The sequence below is a fragment of the Nocardiopsis sp. NPDC055551 genome (genome assembly GCF_053619415.1).
In genome coordinates this window covers 274,729-287,923 of sequence record NZ_JBSHJJ010000004.1, presented here as the reverse complement: position 1 = coordinate 287,923, position 13,195 = coordinate 274,729, and the positions used below count along the sequence as shown (strand labels likewise).

The 13,195-nt window shown below is 69.9% G+C and carries 12 protein-coding genes; 11 read left to right on the top strand and 1 reads right to left on the bottom strand.

Annotated elements, in window-relative coordinates; translation table 11 throughout:
* The first annotated feature begins 4 nt into the window (after positions 1 to 4).
* Together ACWGSK_RS09870 and ACWGSK_RS09865 are read left to right on the top strand one after the other, a co-directional pair.
* On the top strand, positions 5 to 676 hold the full coding sequence (locus tag ACWGSK_RS09870) for a DUF3043 domain-containing protein (protein ID WP_358514553.1): 672 nt from the start codon (positions 5 to 7) through the stop codon (positions 674 to 676).
* 161 nt (positions 677 to 837) lie between these two features.
* Positions 838 to 1,842, top strand: coding sequence for an aldo/keto reductase family protein (locus ACWGSK_RS09865; protein WP_358514555.1), 1,005 nt, complete (start codon positions 838 to 840; stop codon positions 1,840 to 1,842).
* A gap of 72 nt (positions 1,843 to 1,914) precedes the next feature.
* On the opposite strand, the gene ACWGSK_RS09860 is transcribed toward ACWGSK_RS09865, so the two are convergent.
* Positions 1,915 to 2,124 (bottom strand): hypothetical protein, encoded by a 210-nt coding sequence (locus ACWGSK_RS09860; RefSeq protein WP_358514557.1) that lies wholly within the window; start codon positions 2,122 to 2,124, stop codon positions 1,915 to 1,917.
* A 207-nt stretch (positions 2,125 to 2,331) separates the two neighbouring features.
* On the opposite strand from ACWGSK_RS09860, the gene ACWGSK_RS09855 reads away from it, so the two are divergent.
* From ACWGSK_RS09855 to lipA, 9 genes are all read left to right on the top strand, one after another.
* The gene (locus tag ACWGSK_RS09855) at positions 2,332 to 3,324 is read left to right on the top strand and encodes a bifunctional adenosylcobinamide kinase/adenosylcobinamide-phosphate guanylyltransferase (RefSeq protein ID WP_358514559.1); all 993 of its coding nucleotides are present in this window, start codon (positions 2,332 to 2,334) and stop codon (positions 3,322 to 3,324) included.
* A gap of 44 nt (positions 3,325 to 3,368) precedes the next feature.
* On the top strand, positions 3,369 to 4,118 hold the full coding sequence (locus ACWGSK_RS09850) for an adenosylcobinamide-GDP ribazoletransferase (RefSeq protein WP_358514584.1): 750 nt from the start codon (positions 3,369 to 3,371) through the stop codon (positions 4,116 to 4,118).
* Positions 4,119 to 4,390: 272 nt separating this feature from the next.
* The gene (locus tag ACWGSK_RS09845; protein ID WP_452455660.1) at positions 4,391 to 5,911 is read left to right on the top strand and encodes a leucyl aminopeptidase; all 1,521 of its coding nucleotides are present in this window, start codon (positions 4,391 to 4,393) and stop codon (positions 5,909 to 5,911) included.
* A 143-nt stretch (positions 5,912 to 6,054) separates the two neighbouring features.
* Positions 6,055 to 7,431 carry a dihydrolipoyl dehydrogenase gene (gene lpdA / locus ACWGSK_RS09840; RefSeq protein WP_358514563.1) on the top strand — a complete coding sequence of 459 codons (1,377 nt, stop codon included), beginning with the start codon at positions 6,055 to 6,057 and terminating at the stop codon, positions 7,429 to 7,431.
* Positions 7,432 to 7,554: 123 nt separating this feature from the next.
* Positions 7,555 to 9,285: a 2-oxoglutarate dehydrogenase, E2 component, dihydrolipoamide succinyltransferase gene (gene sucB, locus ACWGSK_RS09835; protein WP_452455704.1), complete on the top strand. Its 1,731-nt coding sequence runs from the start codon at positions 7,555 to 7,557 to the stop codon at positions 9,283 to 9,285.
* A 186-nt stretch (positions 9,286 to 9,471) separates the two neighbouring features.
* The gene (locus ACWGSK_RS09830; protein ID WP_358514567.1) at positions 9,472 to 10,029 is read left to right on the top strand and encodes an NADPH-dependent FMN reductase; all 558 of its coding nucleotides are present in this window, start codon (positions 9,472 to 9,474) and stop codon (positions 10,027 to 10,029) included.
* Between the two features lie 354 nt (positions 10,030 to 10,383).
* The gene (locus ACWGSK_RS09825; RefSeq protein ID WP_358514569.1) at positions 10,384 to 11,316 is read left to right on the top strand and encodes a TIGR01777 family oxidoreductase; all 933 of its coding nucleotides are present in this window, start codon (positions 10,384 to 10,386) and stop codon (positions 11,314 to 11,316) included.
* A 9-nt stretch (positions 11,317 to 11,325) separates the two neighbouring features.
* Entirely contained in the window at positions 11,326 to 12,030 is a 705-nt protein-coding gene (gene lipB, locus ACWGSK_RS09820; protein ID WP_358514572.1) for a lipoyl(octanoyl) transferase LipB, read from the top strand.
* A gap of 97 nt (positions 12,031 to 12,127) precedes the next feature.
* Entirely contained in the window at positions 12,128 to 13,081 is a 954-nt protein-coding gene (lipA, locus tag ACWGSK_RS09815; protein WP_067606887.1) for a lipoyl synthase, read from the top strand.
* Positions 13,082 to 13,195 lie beyond the last annotated feature (114 nt).

Sequence of the window (13,195 nt, the reverse complement as noted above, 5' to 3'; positions counted from 1 at the left end):
AGCTATGACCGGCTACCCTGAGGGTGTGTTCCGACGTCGCTCCGCTTCCGCAGCCACGGATTCGGCCTCAGCCGAATCCGCCAGCCCTGAGGCCTCTGAGGCCACCCAACCTAAGGGATATACCCCCAAGAAGGGTGTGCCCACCCCCAAGCGCAGGGAATCCGAACCGGTCCCGCGCCGGCCGGTGAAGGCCCCCGAGACACGGAAGGAGGCCTACCGCGCCTACCGGGACCGTCTGGATCGCCAACGCTCCAAAGGCGTCACACGTTCCGTTCCCGGCGCACCGAAGGGTGAGGACACCCGGCACTACCGGCCCCAGGACCTGAGCCCGGCCCGTGCCTACGCGCGTGACTTCATCGACGCACGCCGTAGCGCCAGTGAGTTCTTCCTGCCGTTCTCGATCCTGATCATCCTGCTGCTCTTCGTGAACAATCCCGCATTCCAGGTGGGTGTCGCGTACGTGATCTGGCCGCTGATGATGGTCACCATCATCGCCGAGGGCATCTTCGTGGGCCGCACCGTGAAGAAGCGCGCCACTCAGTACTTCCCCGACGACGACCTGCTTCGCGGCATCGGCATGTACGCCGCCATGCGCCAGCTGCAGTTCCGTCGGCTGCGTCTGCCCAAGCCCCGGCTCAAGGTCGGCGAGGACCCCACCCCGAAGAGCGCACGCTGAGCGCCCACCCCATCCCCGTCATCCCGAAGACCCGAGGACCGGTGCGCGCACCGGTCCTCCTTCCTTCGCCCGACCCCTCACCGCGACGGTTCCCGGGAGCGCTCCCCGGAGCCGTGGGGCCGGTTGTGGTCATCCCAGGGCCGCACCACTAGAGTTCTGGCATGGAATTTCGGCATTTGGGCAACAGCGGTCTCATCATCAGCGAGATCGCGTACGGGAACTGGATCACCCACGGTTCCCAGGTCGAGGAGGACACCGCGACCTCCTGTGTCCGGGCCGCGCTCGACGCGGGCATCACCACCTTCGACACCGCCGATGGCTACGCGCAGGGCAAGGCCGAAGAGGTACTCGGACGCGCTCTGAAGGGCGAGCGTCGCGACGGGCTGGAGATCTTCTCCAAGCTCTACTGGCCCATGGGCGAGGGCAAGAACGACAGGGGCCTGTCCCGCAAGCACATCATCCGTGGCTGCGAGGACTCCCTGCGGCGGCTGGGAACCGACTACCTGGACCTGTACCAGGCGCACCGGTTCGACTACACCACCCCGCTCGAAGAGACGATGCGGGCCTTCGAGGACCTGGTCCGTCAGGGCAAGGCCCTCTACATCGGTGTCTCCGAGTGGCGCGCCGAGGAGATCGAGCGGGCGCTGAAGATCGCCGACGAGATGGGCTTCGACCGGATCGTCTCCAACCAGCCGCAGTACAACATGCTCTGGCGGGTCATCGAGTCCGAGATCGTGCCGCTGTCCGAGCGTGAGGGCGTCGGCCAGATCGTGTGGTCTCCGATCGCCGGTGGCATCCTGACCGGCAAGTACAAGCCCGGCCGGGAATTGCCCGCCGGTTCCCGCGCGGCCGACCCCAAGAGCGAGAAGTTCCTCGCGGACAAGGTCGCCGACCAGGAGATGTTGGAACGGGTGCAGGAGCTGGAGCCGTTGGCCGCCGAGGCCGGGCTGTCCCTGTCGCAGCTGGCCGTGGCCTGGGTCCTACAGAACCGGAACGTGTCCGCCGCGATCATCGGCGCCTCCCGCCCCGAGCAGGTGGAGAGCAACGTCAAGGCGGCCGGTGTGAAGCTCGACGCCGCGCTCATGGCCCGCATCGACGAGGTCCTGGGTGACAGCGTCCGGAGCGACCCCGCGCTCACCAAGAGCCCGGAGAACATCCGCGGCTAGCCAAGGGTGCGCGAGCCGAACACGAAGGGGTCCGATCGCCGACGCGATCGGGCCCCTCGCTGTTGCGTCGGGTCAGTCCTCGTCGCCGGTGAGGGGCATCGTGTAGACCTCGCGGTCCTCCTCCAGCAGGGCGACGGTGCCCACACCCTCCTCCGCCAACTCGGACCAGTTCTCGCCCAGCCAACTCTCGGCGTCGCCACGCGAGGTGAACGTCTCCGCGGGTACGTCCGCCGCCTCCACCGGTGCACCGTCAGCCCCGTGGTATCGCCACGTCCACGTCATGTCCGACCGCCCTTCGTCGCCTCTGCCACGGTGGTCGTCACCGCGATCCTGCGCCGAGCTTAACCAAGGCCCGGCCCGAAATGCGGTTTACTTTCCCAGGTGCGTATCCGATTTCTGGGGACAGCGGGCCCCGCGGGCTGGCCCGCACCTCAATGCACCTGTGCATCCTGCAACAAGGCTCGTTCGGACCGTCGACTTCCGCTGAGGGTGACCGTCGACGACCGGTTCCGTATTCGTGAGTCGGGGACCGTCGGCCCGGTGCCGCCCGACTACACGGTCACGCCCACCCCCGAGGGGATCCGGGTGGAGGCGCCCGACGGCGGCCGGCTGCTGTACGCCCGTTCCGGCCCGGGGACACGACCCGGCGGGCCGCCCGCCGAGGAACTTCCGGACGGCGCGTCGGCCTACACCTCGGCCTCCGAGAACCAGGTGGACATGGTCATCGTCGACGCCGCGCAGCGCCCGGAGGTGATCGGTGAGCTGCGCCGCTCGGGTGTGATCGGGGTGACCACCGCGGTGGTGGCGGTCGGCGGCGACCACCGGATCCGTTCGCCCCGCGAGTTCGCCCGTCGAGCCCGGTTGTGGGGTGCGCTGGCGCCCACCGACGGCACGACGATGACGTGCCCGCCCTCGGTGTGGCCCGAGTCCCGACCGCGCGGCCCGCACCGGACCCTGGTCACCGGCGGCGCCCGATCGGGCAAGTCGACCGAGGCCGAACTCCGGCTGCTGGCCGAACCGAAGGTCGTGTACGCCGCCACCGGCCCGGCCCCCGACGCCGCGAGCGACCCCGAATGGGCGGAACGGATCGCCCTGCACATCAGTCGTCGCCCCTGGTGGTGGCGGACCGAGCAGACCATCGAACTGGCCGACCTGCTGCGCGAACGGCGGGGCGCGGTGTTGATCGACTGCCTGGGGACCTGGCTGACGGCGGTGATGGACCGGAGCGGCCTGTGGGAGGAGGAACCTCCCCCGGACGCCGAGGCCCACGTGGACGCGGCCATCGAGGAATTGTTGGCCGCCTGGCGCTCCACCCGGGCGTACGTGGTGGCGGTGACCAACGAGGTCGGTTCGGGGGTGGTTCCGGCGACCCGCGCCGGGCGACTCTTCCGGGACCGGCTGGGACTGCTCAACCAATGGGTCGGCGCCGAGTCCGAGGAGGTCGTCCTGGCCACGGCCGGTCGCGTGGTGGAGCTTCGGTGAGCCGTACGGGCGACGGCGACGGCGACACGGTGGCGGGGCTGCGCATGGCGGTGGGCACCTTCACCGTGTGGCCGGTGCGCGTGGAGCGGGTGGATCGCGCGGTGGCCGGTCGGGCGATGCTGTGGGCCCCCGTCCTGGGCGCCCTGCTGGGCGCGGCGATCGGGGCCGTGGCCGGCTTCGGTACGTGGCTGGGGTGGTCCGCTCCGCTGGCCGCGCTCCTGGCGGTGGGCGCCGGAGCCCTGTTCACCCGTGGGCTGCACTTGGACGGTCTGGCCGACCTGGCCGACGGGCTGGGCAGTGGTCGGCCCGCCGCGGACGCCCTGGAGGTGATGCGACGCTCCGACATCGGACCCTTCGGTGTGCTGACCCTGTTGGTGGCGGTCGGTGCGCAGTCGCTGGCCCTGGCGGAGCTGACGGAGGTCTCTTTCTGGGCGGCGGTGGTGGGCGCGACGACGGCCGGGGCCGCGGGGCGGCTGGCGGCGACGCTCGCGTGCCTGCGCCGGGTACCCTCGGCCCGCCCGGACGGGTTGGGCGCGTTCGTCGCGGGCACGGTCGGTGTTCCGACGGCGATGTCGATCGCCGCGGGTGTGCTCGCGCTGTGCGCCCTCGGACTGGTCCACTCCCCCGGGTTCGCGCTCGCCTGCGCGGCCGGCGTCGTGCTGGGGGTCGTCGTGGCCGGCGGGATGTTGTGGCACGCGGTACGTCGGTTGGGCGGGATCACCGGGGACGTTCTGGGGGCCTTGGTGGAGATCGCCGTGACGACGGCGCTGCTGGTGACGGCCGCCTGCGCCTGATCGAAACCCCCGCGAGGGAACCGGTGTAGCCATGATCACATTTATTCACACGGAGTTTCGGCGAGACTTCGCGGGGGCGACCAACCGCGGCGCCGCCGATCCCGTGCGACACCCCCGGAAAGTGACCAAAGGCGCCCACATCGCGCGGGAGGGATCCGACCCACCGGGGGGACGGCTCGCGACGCGCCAAGCCGCGGAACGCCGTGTCAGGGCCGCGGCGAAGCGGGGCGCCGCGTCGCCGCCGGGGCCACGAGAGGACTAGCATCAGGGACGTGAGCACGACGTTGTCAGTAAACACGGAGTCCCCCAGTTCGCTCGACGCCGACGCGGTTGTCGTCGGTTATCACTCCGGAGGCGACGCTCCGGAGCCCGCGTCGGGCGCTCATTCCGTCGACGCCGCCTTCTCCGGCGGCCTCGGCACGACCCTGTCGCTCCTGGGAGCGAGCGGCGCCCCTGAGGAGGTGCACACTCTTGCCTCCCTCGGAGCCGTCAAGGCCCCGGTCGTCGTCGCGGTCGGTCTCGGCCCGGCGCCCACCGACGGTCCCGTCGACTCCGACGTGCTTTCCCGCGCGGCCGGTGCCGCGCTGCGTACGCTGAGCTCGCGTCCCGAGGGCGCGGGCCGTGTCGTGTTGGCCCTGCCCGCGACCACCACCGATCAGGTCGGTGCCGTGGCCCTGGGTGCCCGACTCGGCGCCTACGCCTTCGACCGTTACCGCACCACCGAGGCCGCGCAGAGGAAGGCGACCAAGAACGCCGAGGCCACGCTGACCCTGGTCAGTGAGGCCTCCGGTGCCGAGGACGCCGTCGAGCGCGCCGCCGTCCTGGCCGAAGCCGTCTCCTACACCCGTGACCTCGTCAACACCGCCCCGGCCGACCTGGTCCCCGAGGACCTGGCCCTCGCGGCGCAGGAGATCGCCCAGCAGGCGGACCTGGAGATCGAGGTCCTCGACGAGCAGGCCCTGTCCGAGGGCGGCTACGGCGGCATCACCGGCGTCGGTCAGGGTTCGTCGAACGCGCCCCGCCTGGTGCGTCTGGCCTACAGCCACCCGGAGGCCACCAAGAAGGTCGCCTTCGTCGGCAAGGGCATCACGTTCGACTCCGGCGGTCTGTCCCTCAAGCCCGCGGGCTCGATGGACTGGATGAAGTCGGACATGAGCGGCGCCGCCTCCGTGCTGGCCGCCATGCGGGCCATCTCCACCCTGGGCCTGAAGGTCAACGCCGTCGGCTACCTGGCCGTGGCCGAGAACATGCCCAGTGGCACCGCCCAGCGCCCCTCGGACGTGCTGAGCATCTACGGCGGCAAGACCGTCGAGGTCCTCAACACCGACGCCGAGGGCCGTCTGGTCATGGCCGACGCCCTGGTCCGCGCCCAGGAGGACGGGCCGGACCTGGTCGTGGACATCGCCACCCTCACGGGCGCGCAGCTCGTCGCCCTGGGCACCCGCGTCTTCGCGGTCATGTCCAACGACGACGCCGTCCGTGACGAGGTCGTCGCGGCCGCGACCGCCGAGGGCGAGGCCTCCTGGCCGATGCCGCTCCCGGCCGAGCTGCGCGCCGGTCTCAACTCCGCGGTCGCCGACATCGCCAACGTGGCGGGCGAGCGCTGGGGCGGGATGCTCTCCGCGGGCATCTTCCTCAAGGAGTTCATCGAGGAGGGCAACAAGTGGGCCCACCTCGACGTCGCCGGACCCTCCTTCAACCAGGGCGGTCCGCACGGATACACCCCCAAGGGCGGCACGGGTGCGGGTACCCGCACCCTCGTCCGCATCGCCGAGGACTACGCGAGCAAGTAGTCGGTCGGGGCGGCGCTCGACGACAACGAGCCCGAGCGCCGTCCCAAAACGGCACCCCACGGTCCCTCGACGGCGGACCACTTCGGCCCCGAACGGCCGTGGGGACCCACCACCATCAGCCACTGAACTAGGAGTTCGTTCCCGTGAGTGAGAGCGGCGGTACCTTCGACCTTGTCGTCCTTGGCGGCGGCAGCGGCGGCTACGCGGCGGCGCTTCGCGCCGCCGAGCTGGACATGAACGTCGTCCTGATCGAGAAAGACAAGCTCGGCGGCACCTGCCTGCACCGCGGCTGCATCCCCACCAAGGCCCTGCTGCACTCGGCCGAGGTCGCCGACTCCGCCAAGGAGAGCGAGACCTTCGGTGTCAAGGCGTCCTTCGAGGGCATCGACATCGAGGCCGTGCACCAGTACAAGGACAAGGTGATCAACGGCCTGTACAAGGGCCTGAGCGGCCTGATCAAGGCCCGCAAGATCACCGTCGTCGAGGGTGAGGGCAAGCTCACCGGCAAGGACGAGGTCACCGTCGACGGCAAGGTCTACAAGGGGAAGAACGTCCTCTTGGCGACCGGTTCCAAGCCCAAGACCCTCGGGCTGGAGATCGACGGCGAGAAGGTCATGACCAGTGACCAGGCCATGGAGCTGAACCGCGTCCCCGAGTCCGTCATCGTCCTGGGCGGCGGCGTGATCGGTGTGGAGTTCGCCAGCGTGTGGCGTTCCTACGGCGCCGACGTCACCATCGTCGAGGCCCTCAAGCACCTGGTCCCCGTCGAGGAGGAGTCCAGCTCCAAGCTTTTGGAACGGGCCTTCCGCAAGCGCAAGATCAAGTCCGAGCTCGGCAAGCCGTTCGAGTCGGTCAAGACCACCGACTCCGGCGTGGTCGTCACCCTTGAGGGTGGCAAGACCCTGGAGGCCGAGGTCCTGCTGGTGGCCATCGGTCGCGGCCCGGTCTCCGAGGGTCTGGGCTACGAGGAGCAGGGCGTCACCCTGGACCGCGGCTTCGTCCAGGTCGACGAGAACCTGCACACCGGTGTGGGCGATGTCTACGCGGTCGGCGACCTGATCCCGACCCTGCAGCTCGCGCACGTGGGCTTCGCCGAGGGCATCTTCGTCGCCGAGCACATCGCCGGGCAGAACCCGCCGGCGATCGACTACGACGGTGTTCCCCGTGTCACGTACTGTGAGCCCGAGGTCGCGTCCGTCGGTCTGACCACCGAGGTGGCCAAGGAGCGCGGTCACGACGTCGTCGAGATGAACTACAACCTGGCGGGCAACGGCAAGAGCCAGATCCTGCAGACCCAGGGCGCGGTCAAGGTCATCGCCGAGAAGGACGGGCCCGTGCTGGGAGTCCACATGGTGGGCAGCCGTGTCGGCGAGCTGATCGCCGAGGGGCAGCTGATCTACAACTGGGAGGCCCTGCCCTCCGAGGTGGCCCAGCTGATCCACCCGCACCCGAGCCAGTCCGAGGCACTGGGCGAGGCGCACCTCGCACTGGCCGGCAAGCCGCTGCACGTCCACGACTGATCGTTTCGCCAGGGGGCGGGCCTCCCCGGAGGCCCGCCCCCGACCACATCCGCGCTGCCCATCAAGGCCTGGGCAGGTACCGCGTCCAGATCCAACGAGGAACCCATGCCGACTTCCGTTTCCATGCCCGCCCTGGGTGAGAGCGTCACCGAGGGGACCGTCACCCAGTGGTTGAAGAACGTGGGCGACACCGTCGAGGTGGACGAGCCGCTCCTTGAGGTCTCCACCGACAAGGTGGACACCGAGATCCCGTCCCCGGTCTCCGGGGTGCTCACCAAGATCCTCGTCGAGGAGGACGACACCGTCGAGATCGGCGCGGAGATCGCGATCATCGGTGGCGAGGGCGAGTCCGCCGACGCCCCGGCCGAGCCCGCCGCCGAAGAGCCCGCGCAGGCGGCCGAGCCGGAGCCCGCCCCGCCCGCCGAGGAGCCCGCCGCCGAGTCCGCTCCCGAGTCCGAGCCCACCCCCGCGCCCGCGTCCGCGTCCGGTGGCGACGAGGGCACCGGTACCCCGGTGAACATGCCCGCCCTGGGTGAGAGCGTCACCGAGGGGACCGTCACCCAGTGGCTCAAGAGCGTGGGCGACACCGTCGAGGTGGACGAGCCGCTCCTTGAGGTCTCCACCGACAAGGTGGACACCGAGATCCCGTCCCCGGTCTCCGGGGTGCTCACCAAGATCCTCGTCGAGGAGGACGACACCGTCGAGATCGGCGCCCAGATCGCCCTCATCGGTGGTTCCGGTGCCGCTGCCACGGAGGAGCCGGCCGCTCCCGCCGCCCCGGCCGAGCCCGAGCCCGAGCCGAAGCCCGCGAGCGCCCCCGCCCCGTCCACGCCCGCTCCCGCCGCACAGGAGCAGGACTCCACGGACGGCCCCTCGGTGGACATCGAGACGCTCAGCGGAACGGGTCGCGCCTCCGGCACCGACGCCGTGACCGAGGCCTACGTGACGCCGCTGGTGCGCAAGCTGGCCTCCGAGCACCGTGTCGACCTGAGCCGTGTCTCCGGTACCGGTGTGGGCGGTCGTGTCCGTAAGCAGGACGTGCTCAAGGCCGCGGAGGAGCAGAAGGCCGCCGCGTCGGCGCCCGCCGCGTCGACCCCGGCCAAGAAGGCCTCCTCGGACACCTCGCTGCGCGGCCGCACTGAGAAGCTGAGCCGTCTGCGCAAGTCGATCGCGGACCGCATGGTCGAGTCGCTGCGCATCTCCGCCACGACGACCCAGGTCATCGAGGTCGACGTCAGCAAGGTGGCGCGTCTGAGCGAGCAGGTCGGCGCGGACTTCGCCAAGCGCGAGGGCGTCGAGCTGAACTTCTTCCCGTTCTTCGCCGCCGCCACGGTGGAGGCCCTCAAGGCCCACCCGAAGGTCAACGCGGTGATCAACGCCGCCGACCAGACGGTGACCTACCACGACGTGGAGAACCTCGCCGTCTCGGTGGACACCGAGCGGGGCCTGCTCGCCCCGGTGGTCAAGAACGCCGGCGAGCTCGGCCTCGGTGACCTGGCCCGTAGCCTGACCGACCTGACCGAGCGCGCCCACACCGGCAAGCTCGGCCCGGACGAGCTGGGCGGCGGCACGTTCTCGATCTCCGAGACCGGCCACACCGGCGCACTGTTCGGCACGCCGATCATCAACCAGCCGCAGGTCGCCATCCTGGAGACCGGCACCGTCGTCAAGCGTCCCGTCGTCGTCGAGGACGAGGCCGTGGGCGGCGAGGTCATCGCGGTCCGTTCGATGGTCTACCTGTCGATGGCCCACGACCACCGTCTGATCGACAGCGCCGACGCCGGCCACTTCCTGCAGACGGTCAAGGAACGCCTGGAGGAGGGCGCCTTCGAGAGCGAGCTGGGTCTGGCCTGACCCTTTCTCGCAGCGCCTGGAACGGCCCGGGGCCGGCACCGCGTACGGTGCCGGCCCCGGGCCGTTCCCGTGCCGGGAGCGCCCTCATGGTGAGCATGGTGTCACCTTCCATGGCCTTGACCTCAAGCTAACTTGAGCTCGTACGCTGGGGGCGTATGTCCCTTCGCGCCCAGGAAAAGGACCCACATGCACCAGGAGAACCTTCGAGTGGCCATCCTCCTCGGAGGCGGTCGCCGGGGACGCACGGGGCCGGTCATCGCGGCCTGGTTCCTCGACCTCGTGGCGGCCCGCCCCGGTGTGGATGTCGACGTCTTGGACGTGGGCGATCACTGGGCCGACGACCAGGGTCCCGAAGCCACCGGGTTCTCCCGCGCGATCGACGCCGCCGACGCCTTCGTGGTGGTGACCCCCGAGTACAACCACGGCTATCCCGGTCCGCTCAAGAGCGCCATCGACTCGGCCCGCAAGGAGTGGTTCGCCAAGCCGGTCGCCTTCGTCTCCTACGGAGGGATGTCGGGCGGCCTGCGCGCCGTGGAGCAGCTGCGCGGGGTCTTCAGTGAACTGCACATGACGTCGGTGCGCACCTCGGTGAGCCTGCACAACGCCCAAGGTCTGTTCGTGGCCGGCACCGGGGGCGAGGAGCTGCGCGGCGCGGAGGCCGCGGTGGACGAGATGCTCGACCAGTTGGCCTGGTGGGGCGAGTCCCTGCGCCACGCCAGACGCGACCGCCCCTACCCCGGCTGACGATCCCCGCCTTCGGCACCGCGGCGTCTCCCGCCGCCCGTTCCCGACTCGGTCGGCACCCGCCCCCAGGGGTCGCCGAGAGAACATGGAAGCGGGGCGGCGCCGTTTCCGGCACCGCCCCGCCTTTCTACCCCACCAATCACCATCCCCTGATGATCCCCATCATCAAAGGTCTGTGCGCGGGCTCTCGCCCGCCTGGACGATCCGAGGATCGCCCAGGGTATCTCCGCGCTGACGCGGAGTTCCCTGTCCCACGACTCAACCTAGAAGACCCGGGGACCCCGCGCAGGGCTTTCGCCGAAAAAGGTCGAGAAAACTTCGAGTGGTCTCCTACCAGCGGGTAAACCCCTGGGCATGAGAGTGGCGATCACGGGTGCGACCGGGATGGTCGGTCGCGCGCTGACCGCCTCCCTGCTGGCGGACGGACACACGGTGGTGGCCCTGGTCCGGCGTCCTCCGCGACGGAGCGAGACGCCCGGTTTGGAGGAGGCCGAGTGGCGCGCCCAACTGGGGCGGGTGGACTCCGTGGCCCTGGCCGGGACCGAGGCCGTCGTCCACTTGGCCGGTGAACCGTTCGGCCCCGGGTTGTGGACCCGACGTCGACGCCGTCTCATCCGTCGTAGCCGGGTGGAGGGCACCCTGGGCCTGTGTCGGGCCGTGGCCGGGATGCGGCACCCGCCCACGCGCCTGCTGAGCGCCTCGGGCGCCCACTTCTATGGTGCGACCGGCGACGCCGTGGCCACCGAGGACGGTCCCGCCGGCGAGGGCTTCCTCGCCGAATTGTGTCGGGGCTGGGAGGAGGCCACGCTTCCCGCGCGGGAGGCCGGAATGTCGGTGGCCCATCTGCGCAGCGGGGTGGTCCTGGCCCGGGAGGGCGGCATACTCCGCTCCCTGTTGCCGCTGTACCGCGTGGGCCTCGGCGGTCGGCTGGGGTCGGGCACCCAGTACCTGACGTGGATCTCGCTGATCGACCAGATCGGCGCCATCCGGTTCCTGTTGGAGCGGCCGGACGTGACCGGCCCGGTGAACCTGTGCGCGCCCGAACCGGTGAGCAACGCCGACTTCACCCGGGCGCTCGCCAGGGCCTTGGGGCGCCCCGCCGTCGTGCCCCTCTCCCCGCCCGCGGTCCGCTTGGCCCTGGGCGGCTTCACCGAGGAGAGCGCGCTCGTCGATCTGAGGGCCCGACCCGAACGCCTGGAGAGGGCCGGCTATTCCTTCCTTCTGCCCGACATCGACAGTGCGCTTTCCGACATCCTGCCCCGACCCTCCCCTTCCGTCGGGGCGTAAGGTGGGGGTGTGAGTGATCTCGTTTACGCATGGCTGGGCGACACTCCCGTCCCGTACCACCAGGGTTGGGATCTGCAGAAGCGACTCCACCAGAGCCGCGTCGCCGACGAGCTGCCCGACACCGTCCTGTTCCTCGAACACGAACCCGTCTACACCGCGGGCAAACGCACCGGGAGGTGGGATCGTCCCATCACCGACCCCGGCGCACCCGTCGTGGACATCGATCGAGGCGGCAAGATCACCTGGCACGGCCCCGGACAGCTCACGGTGTACCCCATCGTCAAGCTGGATCAACCCATCGATGTGATCGCCTACGTCCGCATGCTGGAGGAATCCGTCATCCGCACCATCGCGGAGTACGGCCTCACCGGTAAGCGCGTGAAGGATCGCAGCGGAGTGTGGTTGGACGCCGATCCCGAGCGCGGCCTCATCGAACGCAAGGTCTCCGCGATCGGTTGTCGGATCGCCCGCGGGGTCGGGATGCACGGACTCGCCCTCAACTGCGAGAATGACATGTCGTGGTTCGACCGGATCGTCCCCTGCGGGATCTCCGACGCGGGGGTCACCTCGCTCACCAACGAACTGGGGCGCGCCGTCACCGTCGCCGACGTGCGACCGCGCCTCGAACGGCATCTGGCCGACGTGCTCGGCGCGGCGGGATTCAGCCACACCGACGGCGCCGAACTGCTCACCGACGCCACCGCCCGAGCATGACAGTCCACACCAAGAGCCAGTCCCCACCGGGACGTGCCGCCCCCACAAGGGGCGCGAGGGTCCCCGTCACAGGGGTACAGAAGGGAACGGGTTCGCGTTGACCATCGCTCCTGAGGGCCGCAAGCTGCTGCGCGTGGAGGCGCGCAACAGCGAGACCCCCATCGAGAGAAAGCCGCCGTGGATCAAGATCAAGGCGCACATGGGGCCCGAGTACACCGAGCTCCAGTCCCTGGTCAAGGGCGAGGGCCTGCACACCGTCTGTCAGGAGGCGGGATGCCCCAACATCTACGAGTGCTGGGAGGACCGGGAGGCCACGTTCCTCATCGGTGGTGACCAGTGCACCCGCCGCTGCGACTTCTGCCAGATCGCCACCGGCAAGCCCACCGCCCTGGACAAGATGGAACCGACCAAGGTCGCCACCTCAGTCCAGAAGATGGAGCTGCGCTACGCCACCGTCACCGGTGTGGCCCGTGACGACCTGGAGGACGGCGGCGCCTGGCTGTACGCCGAGACGGTCCGCAAGATCCACGAGCTCAACCCCGACACCGGCGTCGAGCTGCTCATCCCGGACTTCAACGCCGACCCCGACCAGCTGGCCGAGGTGTTCGGTTCGCGTCCGGAGGTGCTGGCCCACAACGTGGAGACGGTGCCGCGGATCTTCAAGCGCATCCGCCCGGGCTTCCGCTACCAGCGCTCTTTGGACGTCATCACCATGGCCCGCGAGGACGGCCTGGTCACCAAGTCGAACCTGATCCTGGGCATGGGCGAGACCCGTGAGGAGATCAGCGAGGCCATGCGCGACCTGCACGAGGCCGGCTGTGACCTGCTCACCATCACCCAGTACCTGCGTCCCTCCAAGCTGCACCACCCGATCGACCGTTGGGTGAAGCCGCAGGAGTTCGTGGAGCTGGGCAAGGAGGCCGAGGAGATCGGTTTCGCCGGTGTCATGTCCGGTCCGCTGGTGCGTTCGTCCTACCGCGCGGGCACCCTGTACAAGCAGGCGCGCGAGAAGCGTGAGGCCCAGGCCGCGGCGGCCACGAACAACGCATAACGAACGTTTCGTCACAGTCGTGACCAACCTGGAACGGTGGCCCGCGGGCCACCGTTCCGCATGTGGGTGCTCGGACGCATATCCTGGTGGTTCCGAGGCGCCCTGTTCGTGGCG